Consider the following 19375-nt stretch of genomic DNA (forward strand, 5'->3'; position numbering starts at 1 on the left):
ACATTATTTATTAAAGGAAGAATGAGCGCAGGATGGTGGCGGCAACAATCAGGAAGATGCACGCGCCGAACCACGAGGCGGCTGTCTTGCTGGTGTCGGGGTCGCCCGATGAAAACTTGCCGTACACTTTTACGCCCCCGATAAGCCCGACGACTGCACCGATGGCGTATATCAGTTTAGTTCCGGGGTCGAAATAAGAACTCACCATAGAGGTGGCTTCGTTGATGCCCGCGATGCCGTTTCCCTGCGCGAAAGCGGAGGCGGTTGCGGCGATGACAAGTGCCGCGGAGAGGATTGCTTTTCTGTTTTTCAAGATGTTCTTGTTCATAAACTGTTCTTGTTTTTTGCCGTCAAAAGGGTGGATGGTCCTTTGTCGGGCGGTTGATACTTTGTTTCTTTACTTTGGTTTTAGTGGATGCCCGTTTGTTTCCACGGACGTGGGCGTGTCCGTTGCGGATGGGGATGCGCCTTGCGTTTCCTCGCCGCGTGGGTTGATGTCATTCTTTCATGTTCATTTCTTTTATTGTTGTCATACATAGTTGCGAATGTCGAACTCCTCGATGTTGTCCGGCACGACGAACTCCTTTTCAGATTTCTTCAGCCGAATCTCGATAAGCCCCTTGATGCGGATGCCTATCTCCGAAGAGCCTTCCATCATTTTCTCGTACAACTCCGTGCCCTCCATGTCGGTGAACACCTTAGCCGCCTTTTCACGTTCCGCCTGTGTCGCGTCCGGGTTTTTGGCGGTCTTGCAGGCGTCGTCAATCTCGTCAAAGCTGCTGCCCGAAGCCCGTGGCGTGTCCGAGGCGTCCTCTTCCGGTTCGTCGTCCCCGTATCCCAGTTCCTCCGGCGGTATGCTCGTGAAGGTCTCATCGAGTTTTTCCTCCGGGACTTGTGCCGGGCGGGATGCGTTTCCCGTTTTTCCGTCGTCAAAAGTAGCCTCTTCCTCCGACAGCTCAATGCCTTTTTCAATAGTGGCGGCTTCTTGCGTCGGTATGGCAGCGGTTGTCCGGGTGGATGCCATCCTGAAACGGCTCTTGCCGATGATGTCCGCCTTTTCCGCAGGGACTTCCTCGTGTGCCGCTATGCGTTTAGCCTCATTCCCGTCCAGTGACCGCCATAATCCGACAATGCCCTTGAAGAAGCGGACAATCCGCGTGTCCATGATGCGCTCGTAAAGGAGCAGGAACAGGAACCAGAGGTTGCAGCCGACCGATACCGCCAGCAGAATGTCTGTCATGCTGATTGTGTAATTCATATCCTTCCGTTTTTGGTTAGAATACTGAATTGTAATTTCGGGCATAAAGGCTCTTTATCGCATCTTCGCACTGGTTGAAGTGGTGCGTCAGCACATGGTCGATGTAAGCGGACAGCGTAAGCCGGTCATGCCCGATTACACGGGTGATACGCATGATACGCTCGTGGTACTCCGGGCGCACATACGCCATCTTCCCCTCACGTGCCTTTACTTCCGGGTCGCGGATGAACAGGCGTTCATAGTCCTTCTCACTGCATTTGCCGCTTACCGGGACAGGCGACAGTATTTCCACACTCGCCTGCACTTGGGTAAACATACCTCCGCAGTCTTGCTGTGGTCTTTTTTCATTCGGTGTCATTTCTTTTTCCATTTTCAAATCAGATCTTCACGTTGTTTCTTGTACAGTTCGTTGATTCTCTCCTTGTGCTGTTCCAGATGCTGGCGCAGCACGGTATCCACATATCCGCCTACTGAGATTTCCCCTCCGGCGATGTCGTTCACGATTCTGAGGATCTTGCCGTGGACGTCACGGCTGATATAGACACATTGGCGGGTCTTTATCTCGTTGCGGCGCAGGAATAGCTCGTTGTAGTCCTCGTCCTGCCTTTTCCGGCGTCCACTTTCCCTCTGCGCTTTTTCCCGTGTTACGGGTTGCACAGGAGATGGTTCCGGTGCGGCGGTGTCCTCTTCGGTCGGTGCAGCTGCGGGTACTTCCTGTGCGGGGCGCAGTGTCCCGTCCTGTGTGCGCCGCCCGATGGAGGCTAACAGCAGTTCCTCGTCGATGCCTTCCGTGTTCACTTTCCTGCTGCCCATGCTCACTGCGGTCTGATGATGTCGCTTATCTCTTCGGAAAACTCCCGGATGCCACTCCCTTTCAGCAGTGCCGTGTCCATCGGGAAGATGGTGGAGCGGAAAACGCTCTTGCGCTCTTCCGAAAGGTCACGGCGGAACTTCTTGCTGTCGGGCAAGCGGGTGGAAAGTACCGGAAAGCCCATTTCGGCTATCACTTCCTCGTAGATGCCGTACAAGTCGTTCCTCTCCCTGCCGTCCACCATCGTCCAGAACAGATGCAGCCCCTTTGTTTTCGCCTGTCCGGTAGTCATCAGCCTGTCGCGGAACATCGTGACGAATTTCAGGGTACTCTCCACGACAAAGCGGTCGGCACTCAGCGGAGTGAAAATGTAGTCCATCTGCGAGAGCGTCTTTATCACGCCGTTGCTTCGGAGTGTGCCGGGCATGTCGAAGAACACCACGTCGGGTTTCACGTCCTCAGTGGCAATCATCCTCTCGGCATCGTCGAGGGCGTTCACCGCATTGCTTTTGACGATGGTGTAGGCGTTCTTTTTGATCCGGCGGAAATGGTCGCAAGCGAGAGCCTTGAAGTAGGTGCTGCTGTCGATAAGCCCCATTTCGTGTTCGCGCAGCCCGTGGATGCTGTGCTGCGGGTCGTCGCAGTCCACGACGGCGACATTGTAGCCTTTCACGTTGTGCAGGTAGCTGGCGGCAAGTGCCGTGACAGTGGATTTGCCGATGCCACCTTTCTGTGTTGCGAATGCAACGAAGATTTCCTTACTCATAGTTCCATTTATTTTAATTGTTGATGATTTGTTTTTCTGTTTCCATACGGATTTGGCTGTCGCACCATCCGCTTCCGTGACTACACACGCAGGCGGGTCGTCGCGTATCCGGTTCTGTGGTGAAGCGGTGCGTCGGACAAATGGTGATTGACGACATTGCGTCATGAAGTCATTGAATCCATACGTCACCGAATTGTCGGAGAACCGGGTTTCCGACGGTTCGGGTATCCGTTTCGGCAAGTATCCGAAGAAGCGGATTTCCGGGTATTTGAATGTTCCGTTTATCATATCTTCAAATCGTTCGTTTCTTGAATCATGCTGCAAATAAACAAGTATATTTTGGAACCTGTATCACTTCTCCGGCAAGTGGCGGCACGTTGCGCCGGTTGGCAGTCATTGACCGGGTCAAGCATCTGTCCGATACCGCTTTAAGGGCGTAACTTTGCACCCGGACAGCAGGGTTCGCCGATGACGCGCGGCCCGGAGTCCTGAAAGGTATTTTCCCAATCCGTCCCCTGACGGATTTTTATGTTCACCTGAACATAGCAAGATGTCTTTTCAGCCGCTCAAAATATTTTGAGCAGCCACGAAAAGCACTTGCCCTTGCAGGGGGCGGGCTTTCCCTCCGAAGTCGGGAAGCCTTTCAGAACTGCGGTGCTGTAATCCGAAGCGGCGGCTTATGCCGTCAATCCGCTAAATCCAAAGTAATATGAAAGAGAAAAGGAAAAGCAAATCAGGGAGAAATCCCAAACTTGATCCGGCGGTGTACCGGTACACCGTCCGTTTCAACGAGGAGGAACACAACCGTTTCCTCGCCATGTTCGGAAAATCGGGTGTCTATGCACGGTCTGTTTTCCTCAAAGCGCACTTCTTCGGGCAACCGTTCAAGGTGCTGAAGGTGGACAAGACGTTGGTGGACTATTACACCAAACTGTCGGATTTTCATGCACAATTCCGTGCCGTGGGTACGAATTACAACCAAGTCGTGAAGGAACTGAGGCTGCATTTTTCAGAGAAAAAGGCGATGGCGTTGCTCTACAAATTAGAGCAACACACCGTCGAACTCGTGAAACTGAGCCGCCGGATTGTGGAACTTTCAAGGGAAATGGAGGCAAAATGGTCGCAAAAATCAGTGTAGGAAGTTCGTTGTACGGCGCGATTGCCTACAACGGGGAGAAGATTAACGAGGCGCAGGGGCGGCTTCTCACCACCAACCGCATCTACAATGACGGTTCGGGAACGGTGGACATAGGCAAGGCGATGGAGGGTTTTCTCACCTTCCTGCCACCGCAGATGAAGATCGAGAAGCCGGTGGTGCATATCTCTCTCAACCCGCACCCGGAGGATGTGCTGACCGATATTGAGTTGCAGAATATCGCCCGCGAGTATCTGGAAAAACTCGGTTTCGGAAACCAGCCTTATCTTGTATTCAAGCACGAGGACATCGACCGCCACCACCTGCACATCGTGACGGTCAACGTGGACGAGAACGGGAAAAGGCTCAACCGGGATTTTCTCTACCGCCGCAGCGACCGTATCCGCAGGGAACTGGAACAGAAGTACGGATTGCATCCGGCAGAACGTAAAAATCAGAGATTGGATAATCCGTTGCGCAAGGTGGCCGCATCGGCAGGTGATGTGAAGAAGCAGGTAGGCAACACCGTGAAGGCTCTGAATGGGCAGTACCGTTTCCAGACGATGGGCGAATACCGTGCGCTCCTTTCCTTATATAATATGACGGTGGAGGAAGCGAGGGGCAACGTGCGCGGACGGGAGTATCACGGGCTGGTCTATTCCGTCACGGACGACAAGGGTAACAAGGTGGGCAACCCGTTCAAATCCTCGCTTTTCGGGAAGTCCGCAGGCTATGAAGCCGTACAGAAGAAGTTTGTCCGTTCCAAATCGGAAATCAAGGATAGGAAACTGGCAGACATGACGAAACGCACCGTCCTTTCCGTGCTGCAAGGCACTTATGACAAGGACAAATTTGTATCCCAACTCAAAGAGAAGGGCATCGACACCGTACTGCGCTACACAGAGGAAGGGCGCATCTATGGGGCTACCTTCATCGACCACCGCACGGGATGCGTGCTGAACGGTTCGCGCATGGGTAAGGAGCTTTCGGCGAATGCCTTGCAGGAACACTTCACCCTGCCATACGCCGGACAACCGCCGATACCGCTATCCATCCCTGTGGATGCTGCGGACAAGGCACACGGGCAGACCGCCTACGACAGTGAAGATATATCGGGCGGTATGGGCTTGCTCACTCCCGAAGGTCCGGCGGTAGATGCCGAGGAAGAGGCTTTCATCCGGGCGATGAAGCGCAAAAAGAAGAAAAAACGCAAGGGCTTGGGTATGTAATCAGAGTATCAACAATTAAAAAATCAATGTATGTCACAACAAGAAGACGATTTGAGGGCATTGGCGAAAATCATGGATTTTCTGCGTGCCGTGAGTATCATTTTAGTGGTCATGAACGTGTACTGGTTCTGCTACGAAGCCATCCGGCTGTGGGGCGTGAACATCGGCGTGGTGGACAAAATCCTTCTGAACTTCGACCGCACGGCGGGGCTGTTCCATTCCATTCTCTACACGAAGCTGTTTTCCGTCCTTTTGCTTGCCTTGTCCTGTCTGGGTACGAAGGGTGTCAAGGGTGAGAAAATCACTTGGGGGAGAATCTGGACAGCATTTGCCGTCGGGTTCGTGCTGTTTTTCCTGAACTGGTGGTTGCTGCCCCTGCCGCTGCCGCTTGAAGCGGTGACGGGACTGTATGTCCTTACCATTGGAACGGGCTATGTCTGCCTGTTGATGGGTGGTCTGTGGATGAGCCGCCTGTTGAAACACAATTTGATGGAGGATGTTTTCAACAACGAGAACGAGAGTTTCATGCAGGAAACGAGGCTTATCGAAAGCGAGTATTCGGTCAATCTGCCGACACGTTTCTATTACAGGAAACGCTGGAACAACGGTTGGATCAATGTAGTTAATCCCTTCCGTGCGTCCATCGTGTTGGGTACGCCGGGCAGCGGCAAGTCCTATGCCGTGGTAAACAATTTTATCAAGCAACAGATTGAAAAGGGCTTTAGTCAATACATCTACGATTTCAAGTATCCCGACCTATCTACTATTGCCTACAACCATTTGCTGAACCACCCGGACGGCTACAAGGTAAAGCCGAAGTTCTATGTGATCAACTTCGACGACCCGCGACGCTCTCATCGGTGCAATCCCATTCACCCGGATTTTATGGAAGATATTACGGATGCCTATGAGAGTGCCTACACAATAATGCTCAACCTCAATAAAACGTGGGTGCAAAAGCAGGGCGACTTCTTCGTGGAGTCACCTATCATTCTGTTTGCCAGTATTATCTGGTATCTCAAAATCTATCAGAACGGGAAGTTTTGCACGTTTCCCCATGCTATCGAGTTTCTGAACCGCCGTTACGAGGATATATTTCCGATACTGACCTCTTATCCGGAGCTGGAGAACTACCTTTCGCCGTTCATGGATGCGTGGCTTGGAGGGGCTGCGGAGCAGCTCATGGGTCAGATAGCGTCGGCAAAAATCCCGCTTTCGAGGATGATTTCACCGCAGCTCTACTGGGTGATGTCAGACAGCGAGTTTACGCTGGACATCAACAATCCCGAAGAGCCGAAAATCCTCTGCGTGGGTAACAATCCCGACCGTCAGAATATCTACGGTGCGGCACTCGGTCTGTATAATTCCCGTATCGTGAAGCTCATCAACAAGAAGGGGATGCTGAAGTCATCGGTCATCATCGACGAGTTGCCCACAATATACTTCAAAGGGTTGGACAATCTTATAGCTACCGCCCGAAGCAACAAGGTTGCCGTGTGTCTGGGCTTTCAGGATTTCAGCCAGTTAGTGCGTGACTACGGGGACAAAGAGGCGAAAGTGGTGATGAACACTGTCGGCAATATTTTCTCCGGTCAGGTGGTGGGGGAAACAGCCAAGACGCTCTCCGAGCGGTTCGGTAAGGTGTTGCAGAAACGGCAGTCCATCTCCATCAACCGGCAGGATGTTTCCACCTCCATCAACACGCAGATGGACGCGCTCATTCCACCGAGTAAGATTTCCGGGCTTACGCAGGGAATGTTTGTCGGTTCTGTATCCGACAACTTCAACGAGCGTATCGAGCAGAAGATTTTTCATTGCGAGATTGTGGTGGATGCCGAAAAGGTGAAACGGGAAGAAAGTGCCTACAAGAAAATTCCCGTCATTACAAACTTCACGGACGAGGACGGCAACGACCGCATGAAGGAAACGGTGCAGGCGAACTACCGGCGCATCAAGGAAGAGGTGAAGCAGATTGTGCAGGAGGAACTGGAGCGTATCAAAAACGATCCGGTGCTGTGTAAACTGCTACCAGATAATGAGACTGTCTAACAAGTCCCCAAAATTGAAAATTATCCCTATCGAAGTTTGAAGTGACCCCCAAAAGTTGGATACAATTTTTTTGGGGGGCACTTCAGTTCTGACGGGTAAAATCGTAAAATTCGGACTTGTTAGACAAATACTTACGCGGTTTCAACCTCAGGTACTGAATCTATCGAATTGACAAATTTAACCAATTGCGGATCTGAATCTTTTTGTATGAGGTTTCGGAGACTCTTTTTCAATTCATAAGCATCATCCCCTGCTGTATTTATTAAATCCATATAAAAATCTTTGTTTTGCAGAATCAATGAACGGCATGCCCCATCGGAAATTACAGGTTTCACTATTTTATCAATAACGTCTCCAGCTTGACTTTTCAAATTACCATGCGATCTAAGCCATGTTTCGAAAAATTGAAACTTTATTGCATTGATAGTCTTTTTACCGATGCAGAAATCATTTCTTATATCGGTAACTGTCGATTTAATTTTTCGTTTATCCAATCTTTCAACTATATTCTTGAAACAATTAGGGAAAGGATTCAAACTTTGAGTTCCAGAAGCAATATCCATCAGAATCTTTTTGCCAAATTCAGTCAAGTTATCTGGCAAGGATTTGATTTTAGCCAGTAAATGTTTTATTGCGACAAACCAATAATATGATGTATGTGCTGTTCTTTGGGCGTATAATGTATCAACACTTATTTCAGACAACGCTTCGAACGCTATTTTATTGATATGATCGGTCAGGACATTGCTTATTTTAGTGGTCAAATCGTAAAAAGATGCGTCAGGAATTACATCTTTAATATTGTTCTTAGTGATATACTTATCCAAATCGGTATTCCACTCTGCTAAATGCTCGATAAATACCTCATCCGTTACACCTATTCTGTTCTTAATATCTTCAAATTGGGGCAATATGTCTGAGAGCAATAATTTATAGCCAAGTTTATGATTTACCATGTATTGTAGTGTTTCATTTAATAGCGGTATATTCCATCCCACACTATTTACTAATAAGTCTCCATGATCCACATAATAGTCCATGAGTTCTGCAACATATTTTATATCTCCACCCTCTATTAAGGAAACGGAATGACCATGTGCCAATTGCATGGCGACTAAATCGTAATATCCAGACTCTTTAATGTTTCGGCCATCAGTTTCTAATTCAGAATGCAACTGATTTATGTAGGTTGAATCTAACGTTACAGGTAAAGGTCTTTCTTCGTCAGATGCCAATAAACGATAGGTTGTAAATATAGCCCCTATATTATCTTTATTTACATTCTGTTCATCAATGCAATTCGTGATCGCTTGCAAAAGCGTTGGAAACGTATAGGTAGAATTATCTTTTAACGTTTTACAATATCTGCATGGTCGAAATTATCGGGTAGTAAGTTTGCCAAATAATTATCGAGCGCCTCCGAATTTGTTGCTACTTGATAATATTTATATGCTTTAGTTGTCGCGTTATCCCGATAGGCAGCATCTGTTGCATTTGCAGCTTGAATATAATCGATAAATGTATTTGGCTTGACTGTTTTTGCTTCAATCAATGACGTAAAATCGCACGCCAACTTATTTTGCGCAATAAACCTGTCTATTGCATCTAACGTTTTGAAATAGTCGCCGCCATTGAAGTCATTGAACCGAACTATCTTCTTATATAATTGAGCAATCACATGGTTTTGGCTTTCCGTGTCTAAATGCAACAGCAGTTCTTGGTATTCGACAGGGAACACCTGCTTCTCTATGGATTCTTTTAATTTCAATTGTGCTATTCTTTGCCATACACGCAGAATAACATCGCTCTTTCGAGTTAATTTATGCAAACAATGTATAATCTTATCGATAAGCGCATTGTCCATACATTGTATAACTTCTTCTAATACAGTGTCAAATTGTTTATTAGTCTCTGCATATTGATTTATGTCGTGGTCTTCTTCTCCGTTGATGCAGCCTTCAATATATTTTTTCAATGGAATTTGTCGAGCATCTTCAACATCGACACCATATACCAAAGCTGCAATTTCGCGTTGTGTTTGCAGATCATTGTTAATTATTGTTTGAATGCCATTCAGATAGTCGCCGGACAATATTTGTTCTACTGGATTTGCCAGAATATCCGTCTTCTTCAAACAGAACAATGCTATGTTTATCATCAAAATTTCGTTACACCACTCTTGTTTAAGAGCGACCATCTCATTGATATATGATATAATTTCCCTAACATTGGCATTAGGATTTACCAATCTGAATATCCGATTTATAGTTTCTTTCGCTTCATTTTCTGTTTCTCCAAATGCTTCAACAAACAGTTTGTTGAATATACTTCGATAGTCGGTAATAACAGGAGGAGCAACACGATAAACAATAGGGAAAGTTTTATTGATAAAATACTTGGTCAGTTGTTTCGTTTGTTCGTCGGTCTCATCTCCGAATGCACAAGCTAAATGTGTTTCATCGAAAGGAATAACAGCCCAAACATTTTCAAAACCGCTATCGGCGAAGAACGTATGGATAGAAGACCATAATTCTTTTACTTTTTCAGCGGGGAGACGATCCATGTTGTCAAAAACAAGGACTAATTTACGTTGTCCTTTTTCCTTGATAAAATCAGAAATGTCTTGCATCCATGTTTTGAACTCGTAAACCGTTGGTTCGTCTTCGCTCAAAGTCTCATAGCAAACGTCCTTTTCGACTTTATCTTGATAAATAGCTAACATATAACTCCATCCATATTTATGATCTTTGCTATATGCCCATTTCCAAACGCACAATGCAATAAGAACTGGCAGTGCAGCTATGATAATAGACAATAAAGAAAACCACCATGTTGTGGGTGTAGGTTTTACTGCATACGCAATAAATGTAAATATCGGAGTTAAAACTGCAACCAAAAATGCCGCAACCATACCATTACTGATAAGGGGATATTTTTCGGTTACGGTCTCCGTTTTACGGGCTAATAAATATTTCAGCTTTTCAGACCATGATACGGTTTTCGTACCTCCACCTTTGACTTTTATTGTTGCATTTCCAGATAGGATACCATCATCAATAAGTTTGCTTGTAAGCAATTCCAATATAGAGCGGCGTTGCAAGTCCTCTTGATGTCCCCATGCGTCATACTCAAAAAAGTAATAGTCGTCTGATAATTCACGTTCCAACATTTTAACCACGTTGGATTTTCCAGATCCCCAAATACCTTCGATGCCGATAATTCGAGGTAAAGTACATTCCTCATCCAATGAATCATTCTGACAAAAATGGCGAGCAATAGTTTTTGCCAACCTTTCTTGCGAACCTCCATCGAATTTGTCAATACCACACGGTTTATTTTGGATAAACCGCGGATATTGCTGTTTGGATTGTAGTTTTGTTTCCATATACGTAATTTATTGATTATACGAACTCCAAATAATTCTCCCGATTTACCACATGAAACTCGGCATAGGGATAGGCTTCTTGGAAGGCTTTCGGTGCGGCCGGCATTTTATTTCCCCACTTGAACTCCAAGGCGGTAAGACTGTCGGCACTCTCCTCAATCAGGTCGATTTCCTGTTTGTCGTAGGTGCGCCAGAAATAGAACTCCCTGTGCAGTCCCTCATTGAAGTTCGCTTTGCGCCGCTCTCCGATGATGTAGTTCTCCCACAGCGCACCGACATCCTGCCGAATGGCCAGCGGTGAGAAAGCCCCGATAATGGCATTGCGAATGCCGTTGTCGTAGAAGTACCACTTGCCAGCTTTTGTAACCTCCTTGCGTAGGTTACGCGAATAAGCCCCCAGACGATAGATAACGAAGACCTTTTCCAATAGGTCGAGGTATTTTTCAACGGTCGTCTTGCTCATGCCGAGTTGTTTACCTAACTCTTCGTAAGAAACTTCGCTGCCCAACTGAAAAGCTATCAATCGCAGTAGATCGCGCATCTTGCTCGAATTTTTTAAGCCGTCAATTGCTAAGATATCTTTAAGCAGGTATGCACCGACAATATCACGTAGGTAGTCTGTTTTACGTTCATAGTTCTCCATCATTACTACTTCGGGATAGGAACCGTAAATCAAGCGCGCTTCGAGGTTCTGGCGGGTTTCAAGTGCCGTTTCCGTCTGTGCGATTTCCCGTTGCGAGAATGGTGTAAGGAGAAATTGCGTACTGCGGCCGACCAACGGTTCACCAGTCTTATTCAGCAAATCGAATGACGAAGAACCACTTGCCAAGACACTTATTCCCGGTATTTCATCAACTATCAACTTCAGAATACTACCGATTTGTGGTATGTTCTGTGCCTCATCAATAGCCAGCAAATCAATACCATCCAATAAATGCCGATAATTGGCTATTGAGCGATTCTCCAATAGTGCTAATGTGTCGTAGTCTTCGCCGTTGAGCATCATCGTCCTACCTGAATAGTTGTCCACAATTTTACGCATCATTACCGTTTTACCAACACGGCGAGCACCAAAAATCAGTACTGCTTTATTGGGCGCGATTCGTGCTGTAATCTTCTCTTGAAGTATTCTATTTACTGTTTCCATACCTTATAAAATATAATGCAAAGATAATCATATTTTTTTAATTGGCGAATTTTACAAAAAAAACGGGCTATTAAATGGCGATTTTTACAACCACAATCTTATGGAAGTTGTTTCATTGTTTTTAGTAATGATATATGTTCATACTATGATGACTCAATAATTTACCAGACATACGTTTCTGAAATTTGTCCTTATAGGAATGAAAAACTCACATATATTGTGCTAATTAATATATAATTAAATGAAAATAAAAAGACAGGATACGAGTATTCCTGTCTTCTCATATGTAATGGATATTTTTTTATTTTCTCATCCGCTCCAACTCCTCATCACGCAACATTCTCTCGTTCAGTTTTTCCTGCATCCTGTCAATGAAATAGGTGCGGCTTTCGTTCTTCCGGCGTTTGATATCAGTGTAGAAGCGGTAGCAGTCTTTAGAATCAACCCCGAATATCTTATAGAGAAGTGGGGCGAGCTGTTTGAGCGGCATATTGCCGTTGTTGATGCAGCCCATCACGTCTATGCCGTAGATAAGTTCCACGAGGTCGATGGCATTGCCCGTCCATTGAAGAAGGCTGGCGGTGGTTTCTGTTGCGTTGTTGGCGGATATTAGTGGTGGCACTTGGGGCGTGGCAAGGAATTTCTGCATCTTTCTTACGAAAGACAGAGCCTTGCTGACGTAGGCGGCAATCTCTCTTTTTTCTTCTGACAGATTACGTACGGGATGGTGCTGCAACTCGATTTCGATGTAGGCAAGCGCGATGACGGTAAGGTTCATGTCCATGCCGCCGTTGCACAGTTCGATCACTTGGGTGGCGAAAGCCGTGTATGCCGTTTCCATATTGCAGTCGCCGGCTTCGTTTATCAGGCGGAAAAAGTCGGTTTCCGCCAGCAAGAAATAATTCATGGTTCTGTCAATTTTGAAAATTACACTTTGTTTTCTGCGTGCGCACATGAATATAATTGGCAAAAAACGCGGCAGAAAATAAAAAATCCAACACTCAATTTTACAAAGTGCTGGATTTCAGAGGTATAAAATTCAGTATTTTTTCACAAGGACAAATTATCTCCGACTTAAATTGTTTGTAATCGGAACATTTATTCTATTCCTGAAAATAGAAATGTATGCTTGCCGCACATTTTGGCTATCTTGCTTTTTTATCAAGGATATAGATAATGCGACATACACCGTTGGGATAGCTTTTCAAAGAGGAAAGCGTCCAGTGTTGCTCTGGCAGAGCCGACTTAAAAAAATGTCGTCCGCTTCCGGATATGAAAGGAACGGTGTATAGTATGATTTCATCCACAGCGTGCATCCGCAGCAGTCCGTTTATATAGTCTGCCGTGTCCGGTGTGGCTTCCGCGAGGTAACGGATGTTTGTGCAGTCTTTTCTCCATTCGTGCAGCATTGAAATGGAATAGTCCGGTGTCACACGGTAAAAGGCTTTCTTCCTGATTTCATCAAGACCGCAACGGTCAAGGCACAAATCCTGATGTGCTTTATCATATAACTCTGAAGAAAGACATCCGTCCATCGTCAGTACGGCGAGAATCTGAACTTTACCCATAATCGTTTCCTTTCGTTAGGCAAGGGTAAAAAAGTAGCGTGCAATTCACACTACCTTCAAGCGATGGCTCTGGTAAAGCCTTTACGGAGAGTACGTGAATGCACGCTATGCGTAAGCATAGCATAAGCATCACGCAATCGTCTCCGTAGTTCCAATTTACCAGATTTTCGCTTGAAACGCCTTGCGGTCTTATCCTATATGTTGGCGGCGAAAAGCTCCTGCCAATCGCCGTTTTTCTCAAATGTTATGCAAAGATAGCCAAATTCAGTGAATTACGGGCTATGATTGCTTGAATTTATATTTAAGTCCATACTCTTCAAGTTTGCTGTATAGTGTTGTCCTGCCTATGCCGAGCAGTTCTGCGGCGACACTCCGGTTGCCGTTTGCCTGTTTCAACGCACGCAATATCCGCTCCTTATCCTCCGCGTCATTGCGCAAGGCGAAGCTGACAGTAGAGGTCGGTTTCGTCACGGCAAGTTCCAGATGCTCTTTCATGACAACACCTTCCTGCGCCTGCAATACAGCACCCATAACTTTCTGCCGAAGTTCCCGCACGTTGCCCGGCCATGCGTGTGTCAGCAACGCTTTACGTGCTTCGGAACTGAACCCGCTCACGCTACACTCCAGCTCTCTGTTTGCCATATCACGGAAGAACTCTGCCAGCGGCATAATGTCTTCTTGACAGTCACGCAACGGAGGAACGGTTATCCCGAAGTCGTGCAGGCGGTACAGAAGATCCTGCCGAAAACGCTTTTCATTCACCGATACCTCCAAATCTTCATTGGTAGCAGCGATGATGCGGACATTGAAATTCCGGTCTGCCTTGTCTCCGACCGGGCGATACCGCCTCTCCTGTATGGCACGGAGCAACATCTGTTGGGTTTCCAACGCGAGGTTTCCTACCTCGTCCAGAAACAACGTGCCGCCTTCCGCCTCATGGAAATATCCTTTCTTGGCATTGTCCGCACCTGTAAATGCACCTTTGACGTGTCCGAAGAAAGCCGACGGTGCAAGCTCTTTGGAGAGTGAACCGCAGTCCACCGCCACAAATGGCTTGCCTGCACGTTTGCTCTTGTCATGCAACAGGTGGGCAATATGCTCCTTGCCCGTGCCGTTCTCACCAAATATCATCACGCTCATATCGGTGGCGGCTACCAGCCTTATGCGGTGCATGATTTTCTGAAAGGCGGAACCTTCACGGGCGAATATAGGCATACGGCGTTGTCCTGCCTGACGTTCTTTCAGTATGGAACGGATCAGGGGGACAAGTTTATCCTCCACAAGCTGTTTGGGAATATAGTCTATCGAGCCGAGTTTCATGCTTTCCACGGCGGTATTAACTTCGGCGTAGTCGGTCATAATGATGAAGGGCTGCATCTTTCCCTCCTTTCGCATCCAGCACAAAAGGTCTATGCCACTGCCGTCAGGCAGACGCAGGTCGGCAACCACGATATCATTATCTGTTGCCTGTTGCAGATGTTTCTTCGCGGTTGAGAGGTGGTAAGCCTTCATATTGCGGTAGCCCTCCCGTGACAGCATATTGCAGACATATTCGCAATACACGATGTTGTCTTCCACCACAATTATTTTTGTCTTATTCATCTTCGTATTTTCTCCTTTCCTCTTCTGCCAACCGTATTATTTCCACTCCCTTATCCAGCACGGCAGTCACGGCATGGCTTAACGCTTCACCATCCGGGAGAGCATCGCCACGAAGCAATCCGTAAAGTACATTCAGCGGTTGGTCGGCACGGAGCACCTCCCACGAACTGCGCAGGTGGTGGATCAGGGAATCCAGCTTTTGCAGGTCTTTTTCTTTTGCTGCATCCCGTACCGCCTGCATTTCCTTTTCTGTTTCAGTTATCAACTTTTCCAGCATGACGGCTTCATTGCCATAGGACAATAAGGCGGAAAAGTCCGGTTTCCCGTCCGGTGTCGCTTTTATGGCACACCTGTCGGAAACCTCCATCAGTTCCGATATGGAGAACGGTTTGAACAGGCATCCGGCAAAGCCTTTTGCCAATAGTTCCCCTTTGTTACAACTGCCCGAAGCGGTTGCCACAACCACCGGGATTGTTGGTGAATTGCCCACGTTGGACGAACGCAACAGTTCCAGCAATTCGAAACCGTTTATATCGGGCATATTCAAGTCTGTCAGCAACAGGCTGTATTCTTTCTGGCGTATCATTTCCATCAGTGCCGCAGCATCGGTGCAAGTGTCGCAGTGTATTCCTTCTTGGGAATACATCTCTTTCAGCATCAGAAGTAATACCTCATCATTGTCAATGGCGACAACATCATGGAATTTATTGTTATGATAAACAGGTGTATTGCTTGTATATCCAAGCTGTTCTTCAGCTTCCTGCATAGAAATTTCAACTGTGAAACGACTGCCTTTCCCTTTCTTGCTGTCTAAACGGATTGTTCCGCCAAGCATCGACACAATATTACGCATTATGGCAAGCCCAAGCCCGAAACCCTCCTTTGCGGCGGCATTTGATAGACGTTCAAACGCACCGAACGCTTGTTTCTGTTCCTCTTCTGTCATGCCTGTACCTGTATCTTCAACGACCAGTGTCAGAACTCCATTATCATATTCAGTAATCAAAGAAACACCGCCTTCTTCTGTGAACTTGACAGCGTTTGACAGCAGGTTATTCCCGATTTGTATTATTCGCTCTTTGTCGGTCAATACAATGGCATCGTGTCCAGTCTTCACGGACAAGGACAGCCCTTTGTTCACGGCAACAGGCATGAACTCCGTTTCAAGTGTGTGCGTGATTGCTGAAATCCGGCAGGGTGACAGACGGGGCTGTTCCTTGCCGTTGTCCAGGCGGAAGAAGTCAAGCAAAGTGTTAAGCATATCCCGCATACGGTCGGAGGATTGCAGTATGTTTTGGATATACTGCCCGGACTTATCCTCACACTGTTCTTTCCGTATCAGTCCGGCATAGCCTGTTATTGCTGTCAGCGGTGTGCGCAGTTCATGGGTGATAGTATGTACCGCCTTCTTCCTTGACGTTATCAGTGCCTCGTTCCGTTGTACGGATTGTTCCAGTTGCCTTATCAAATCAGTTGTCTTGTGCTTGTATTGTTTAATGCTTTTTGCATCACGATGTATGATGATGTAGGAAATTAACAACAATAGAAGAACGAATCCCATTAAACCGCCTACTTGCATAAATGACTTTTCACGCATGGCAACTATTTCGTTTTCCCGGCTTTGCAGTTCGGTTTGTACCTTTTCTTCTATTTGGCAAATCAATTCTTGCAGTTGTCTGTTAAGTTCTGCATTACGAGCTGCAAGGCTGTCGGCTTCTTCCGACAATTGGCGATCCTGCACTTTCTGTTCGCTGATTACGTTTCTATTGACCGAATGAAGGATAGTGGTTGATACTGCTGGAGTTACTTCCTTTTTTTTGCCGAATATGCCTAAGAAACCTTTTCGTTTTGGCTTTTTGGACTGTTCCTGCACACTTTTCTGTACAATAACCGGAATTTGATTGGCTATCTTCTTGTTAATAGATTGTTGTTCATCCATTAACCGGACTATCTGGAACATCTGTCGTTCCTTATCCTCTAAAAGACTGCGCACACTATCGATGCGCTCTGCTGGATAGGTGGCCTTGAAACGGCAGAGCATACTGTCCATTGCCATACGCCGTGCATGGTAATGCTCGATATCTTTATCGTTCCATTCCAGTATTGTTTCACCCAATAGAGAAAATTTTATCATTTGAATATTGATATTGTTTATTTCTTTTCGGAGCTCGTCTATTTTTTTATTGCCAAGTTCTAATGCTTCTATCTCCTGCCATTCATAGAGGCTATTATATGCCATACATCCGATAAGAATGGAGATAAGTATATATCCCAACCGTATTGCCTTATAGAAATTTCCTGACCGCTCCATTATTTTAATGACATTGATTTTTGGAACATGAATAAAAGTTTATCTTTTTCGTTCATGCGGATATTATCAGAATAACCGTCTTTTGTTATTTGATACCCACATGGCTTAACCATAAAAATGCCTAAGCCCTTAGTGTACGAACTTACTTCTGAGGCATAGTCTTTACTTGTATTTAATGGAACTTTCCCTTTAATATGACACCACTCATTATTACAACTGATGTCTTCAATCTCAGACATCAGTTTTTGCAAATCTGTAATAGCTTTGGAACTCGCTACTTGGGGTATCTGCAACTCAAAACAGAGCATCGGTTCGAGAATGTCCACACCTGACTGTTGCAAAGCCAGCCTGAAGACATAAGGGGTCAGCTGTCTGAAATCAGCAGGTGTACTTACCGGGCTATAATACTCGGCTTGAGTAAAAGTTACTTTCAGATCTGTCACTTCCCATCCATGTAAACCAGATTGGCAAGACATACGAATCCCTTCAAAAACGGCATTTTGAAAAGAATGGTTCAGATAACCATAGGAGATGTCACTTTCGATTTGCAACCCTGCCCCTAACGGTAAGGGTTCAAGAGTCAGCCCTATTGTGGCCCAGTAAGGGTTGGGTGGTACTTCGATCTGAATAATCTTATTGACCTTTTTTATAGGTCGTTCTTTGTAGATAGTCTTGATCTCATCAAAATGGACCTTTACGGAAAATCGTTCTTCCAGCAATGTCTGTATGATTTCCTTTTGGGTCAAACCATATAACGAGATTTCCAATTCATCACTATATGAGTTTATGGAAAAGGACAAAGACGGGTCTTCAATCCACAATGTATTCAGAGCGGATATCACCTTGCTTCTCTCTTCGGGCTTATTTGGCCGGACGGAGGATTTGAGAGCGGGATGCTGATGAGATAATCCTTGAATCAAACAAGGTTTAGCACCTAAATAATCTCCGATTCGAAAATCTTCTATATCTTCTACAATCGCGATATCATTGGCACCCACTTCATCAACATTTATCTCTCTGCCCTGATAAATAGTCTTTAGATTTTTAATCTTGATGAATTTTTCCGAATCGTTGATTCTTACAACGTCTCGAAGTCTCAGACTTCCGTCAATTATTTTAAGAAAACTTCTTTTATGCCCTTTGGGGTCATGCTCTATCTTATAGAGATAAGCTGAAAGTCTGTTTGAGACTGATGCCGGAGGAAGTATAAAAGAAGAAATGGCGTCCAACAACTCATTGATACCGATATTGAACATTGCTGATCCATGTAGCACCGGATAGACTTTGGCTTTTGCCACAAGAGCGATTATCGTATTCCAATAATCAGCCGGTGAAATTTCGCTATCCGCCAAATATCGTTCTAATATATCGTCGTCATGGTTGCATACAAATTCTTTGTATTCTTCCTTTATATATGTTTGGGAGCAAACCGGATAAACCGATCCATCGACAACAGTTTGCATAAACAGGACATCTTGCGACAGATTTGTTTTTATATCCATATACAAACGCTCCAAATTCACACCGGCACGGTCAATCTTATTGATAAATATAATTGTCGGGATTTGCAGCTTTTGTAAAGTACTGAACAGCAACTTTGTCTGCGCTTGTATGCCTTCCTTTGCGGATAAGATGAGGACTGCTCCATCAAGCATTTTGAATGTCCGCTCCACTTCCGCAATAAAATCCATGTGTCCCGGAGTGTCAATGATATTGCATTTCACTCCATTCCAGATAATAGATGTCGTAGAAGCCCGGACAGTAATTCCTCTACGTTTCTCTATATCCATAGAGTCCGTTATGGTGTCACCATTATCCACACGGCCGCACTTTTCCGTTGCTCCACTGGCAAACAGCAGATTCTCGGTTACGGAAGTTTTTCCTGCATCAATGTGAGCAAGAATTCCTAAATTTATAATATTCATTTGGATTAAGCAATAATATACTACAGTAGATGCATTGTCGAAACGCACCTTTTAATACCTCCTCGTAGCATATGAGAACTACAGGATTACTAACTCGTATTAATATGTATATTATTACTGCCGCATAACGATTACAAAATTACACAAAAAATATATCTAACAAAAGTGGGAGGATTTTTTAACTTTTTA

The 19375-nt window shown here is 45.8% G+C and carries 15 protein-coding genes and 1 pseudogene; 4 read left to right on the forward strand and 12 right to left on the reverse strand.

All coding sequences use genetic code 11. From position 1 onward, the window contains the following. Positions 1-10 precede the first annotated feature (10 nt). From EJF25_RS09510 to EJF25_RS09530, 5 genes are all read right to left on the reverse strand, one after another. Positions 11-328 (reverse strand): DUF4134 domain-containing protein, encoded by a 318-nt coding sequence (locus EJF25_RS09510; protein WP_002560983.1) that lies wholly within the window; start codon positions 326-328, stop codon positions 11-13. Positions 329-529: 201 nt separating this feature from the next. After that, a complete protein-coding gene (locus EJF25_RS09515) occupies positions 530-1258 on the reverse strand; it encodes a hypothetical protein (protein WP_004304280.1) in 729 nt (242 codons plus the stop codon). Between the two features lie 16 nt (positions 1259-1274). Next, positions 1275-1628, reverse strand: coding sequence for a DUF3408 domain-containing protein (locus EJF25_RS09520; RefSeq protein ID WP_004291505.1), 354 nt, complete (start codon positions 1626-1628; stop codon positions 1275-1277). 2 nt (positions 1629-1630) lie between these two features. Next, positions 1631-2071, reverse strand: a complete 441-nt coding sequence (locus EJF25_RS09525) for a DUF3408 domain-containing protein (RefSeq protein ID WP_004291503.1) — start codon at positions 2069-2071, stop codon at positions 1631-1633. A 2-nt stretch (positions 2072-2073) separates the two neighbouring features. Then, the gene (locus EJF25_RS09530; protein WP_005783105.1) at positions 2074-3000 is read right to left on the reverse strand and encodes a ParA family protein; all 927 of its coding nucleotides are present in this window, start codon (positions 2998-3000) and stop codon (positions 2074-2076) included. On the opposite strand from EJF25_RS09530, the gene EJF25_RS25600 reads away from it, so the two are divergent. From EJF25_RS25600 to mobC, 4 genes are all read left to right on the forward strand, one after another. Next, entirely contained in the window at positions 2999-3163 is a 165-nt protein-coding gene (locus tag EJF25_RS25600; RefSeq protein WP_196029218.1) for a hypothetical protein, read from the forward strand. The genes EJF25_RS09530 and EJF25_RS25600 overlap by 2 nt on opposite strands. A gap of 381 nt (positions 3164-3544) precedes the next feature. Next, positions 3545-3973, forward strand: a complete 429-nt coding sequence (gene mobA / locus EJF25_RS09545) for a conjugal transfer protein MobA (protein ID WP_004291488.1) — start codon at positions 3545-3547, stop codon at positions 3971-3973. After that, the gene (gene mobB / locus EJF25_RS09550; protein ID WP_004291483.1) at positions 3952-5199 is read left to right on the forward strand and encodes a conjugal transfer protein MobB; all 1248 of its coding nucleotides are present in this window, start codon (positions 3952-3954) and stop codon (positions 5197-5199) included. Before mobA ends, mobB begins: the two co-directional genes overlap by 22 nt. 30 nt (positions 5200-5229) lie before the next feature. Beyond that, complete coding sequence (gene mobC, locus EJF25_RS09555; RefSeq protein ID WP_004291482.1) at positions 5230-7248, forward strand: conjugal transfer protein MobC; 2019 nt, start codon at positions 5230-5232, stop codon at positions 7246-7248. Between the two features lie 131 nt (positions 7249-7379). Here mobC and EJF25_RS09560 read toward each other — a convergent pair. From EJF25_RS09560 to tet(Q), 7 genes and pseudogenes are all read right to left on the reverse strand, one after another. Next, positions 7380-10633: pseudogene (locus EJF25_RS09560) on the reverse strand (P-loop NTPase fold protein). A gap of 16 nt (positions 10634-10649) precedes the next feature. Continuing rightward, positions 10650-11780, reverse strand: coding sequence for an ATP-binding protein (locus tag EJF25_RS09565; protein WP_004291480.1), 1131 nt, complete (start codon positions 11778-11780; stop codon positions 10650-10652). A 301-nt stretch (positions 11781-12081) separates the two neighbouring features. Next, complete coding sequence (locus tag EJF25_RS09570; protein WP_004304269.1) at positions 12082-12687, reverse strand: RteC domain-containing protein; 606 nt, start codon at positions 12685-12687, stop codon at positions 12082-12084. Positions 12688-12925: 238 nt separating this feature from the next. Next, positions 12926-13348 (reverse strand): dihydrofolate reductase family protein, encoded by a 423-nt coding sequence (locus EJF25_RS09575; RefSeq protein ID WP_004291474.1) that lies wholly within the window; start codon positions 13346-13348, stop codon positions 12926-12928. A gap of 279 nt (positions 13349-13627) precedes the next feature. Beyond that, positions 13628-14950 (reverse strand): sigma-54-dependent transcriptional regulator, encoded by a 1323-nt coding sequence (locus EJF25_RS09580; RefSeq protein WP_004291471.1) that lies wholly within the window; start codon positions 14948-14950, stop codon positions 13628-13630. Then, on the reverse strand, positions 14943-17261 hold the full coding sequence (locus EJF25_RS09585; RefSeq protein ID WP_094582190.1) for a hybrid sensor histidine kinase/response regulator: 2319 nt from the start codon (positions 17259-17261) through the stop codon (positions 14943-14945). The genes EJF25_RS09580 and EJF25_RS09585 overlap by 8 nt, the downstream gene beginning before the upstream one ends. Next, positions 17261-19186 carry a tetracycline resistance ribosomal protection protein Tet(Q) gene (tet(Q), locus tag EJF25_RS09590; RefSeq protein WP_004291466.1) on the reverse strand — a complete coding sequence of 642 codons (1926 nt, stop codon included), beginning with the start codon at positions 19184-19186 and terminating at the stop codon, positions 17261-17263. Before tet(Q) ends, EJF25_RS09585 begins: the two co-directional genes overlap by 1 nt. Positions 19187-19375: the final 189 nt, after the last annotated feature.

Origin of the sequence: Bacteroides faecalis (assembly GCF_003865075.1) — a bacterium.
Classification (GTDB): domain Bacteria; phylum Bacteroidota; class Bacteroidia; order Bacteroidales; family Bacteroidaceae; genus Bacteroides; species Bacteroides faecalis.

What these genes read in the sequence shown, in the direction of transcription:
- EJF25_RS09510 (WP_002560983.1), bottom strand. Translation starts at nt 328, where the DNA reads ATGAACAAGAACATCTTGAAAAACAGAAAAGCAATCCTCTCCGCGGCA.
- EJF25_RS09515 (WP_004304280.1), bottom strand. Translation starts at nt 1,258, where the DNA reads ATGAATTACACAATCAGCATGACAGACATTCTGCTGGCGGTATCGGTC.
- EJF25_RS09520 (WP_004291505.1), bottom strand. Translation starts at nt 1,628, where the DNA reads ATGGAAAAAGAAATGACACCGAATGAAAAAAGACCACAGCAAGACTGC.
- EJF25_RS09525 (WP_004291503.1), bottom strand. Translation starts at nt 2,071, where the DNA reads ATGGGCAGCAGGAAAGTGAACACGGAAGGCATCGACGAGGAACTGCTG.
- EJF25_RS25600 (WP_196029218.1), top strand. Translation starts at nt 2,999, where the DNA reads ATGAAGTCATTGAATCCATACGTCACCGAATTGTCGGAGAACCGGGTT.
- EJF25_RS09530 (WP_005783105.1), bottom strand. Translation starts at nt 3,000, where the DNA reads ATGACGCAATGTCGTCAATCACCATTTGTCCGACGCACCGCTTCACCA.
- mobA (WP_004291488.1), top strand. Translation starts at nt 3,545, where the DNA reads ATGAAAGAGAAAAGGAAAAGCAAATCAGGGAGAAATCCCAAACTTGAT.
- mobB (WP_004291483.1), top strand. Translation starts at nt 3,952, where the DNA reads ATGGTCGCAAAAATCAGTGTAGGAAGTTCGTTGTACGGCGCGATTGCC.
- mobC (WP_004291482.1), top strand. Translation starts at nt 5,230, where the DNA reads ATGTCACAACAAGAAGACGATTTGAGGGCATTGGCGAAAATCATGGAT.
- EJF25_RS09565 (WP_004291480.1), bottom strand. Translation starts at nt 11,780, where the DNA reads ATGGAAACAGTAAATAGAATACTTCAAGAGAAGATTACAGCACGAATC.
- EJF25_RS09570 (WP_004304269.1), bottom strand. Translation starts at nt 12,687, where the DNA reads ATGAATTATTTCTTGCTGGCGGAAACCGACTTTTTCCGCCTGATAAAC.
- EJF25_RS09575 (WP_004291474.1), bottom strand. Translation starts at nt 13,348, where the DNA reads ATGGGTAAAGTTCAGATTCTCGCCGTACTGACGATGGACGGATGTCTT.
- EJF25_RS09580 (WP_004291471.1), bottom strand. Translation starts at nt 14,950, where the DNA reads ATGAATAAGACAAAAATAATTGTGGTGGAAGACAACATCGTGTATTGC.
- EJF25_RS09585 (WP_094582190.1), bottom strand. Translation starts at nt 17,261, where the DNA reads ATGGAGCGGTCAGGAAATTTCTATAAGGCAATACGGTTGGGATATATA.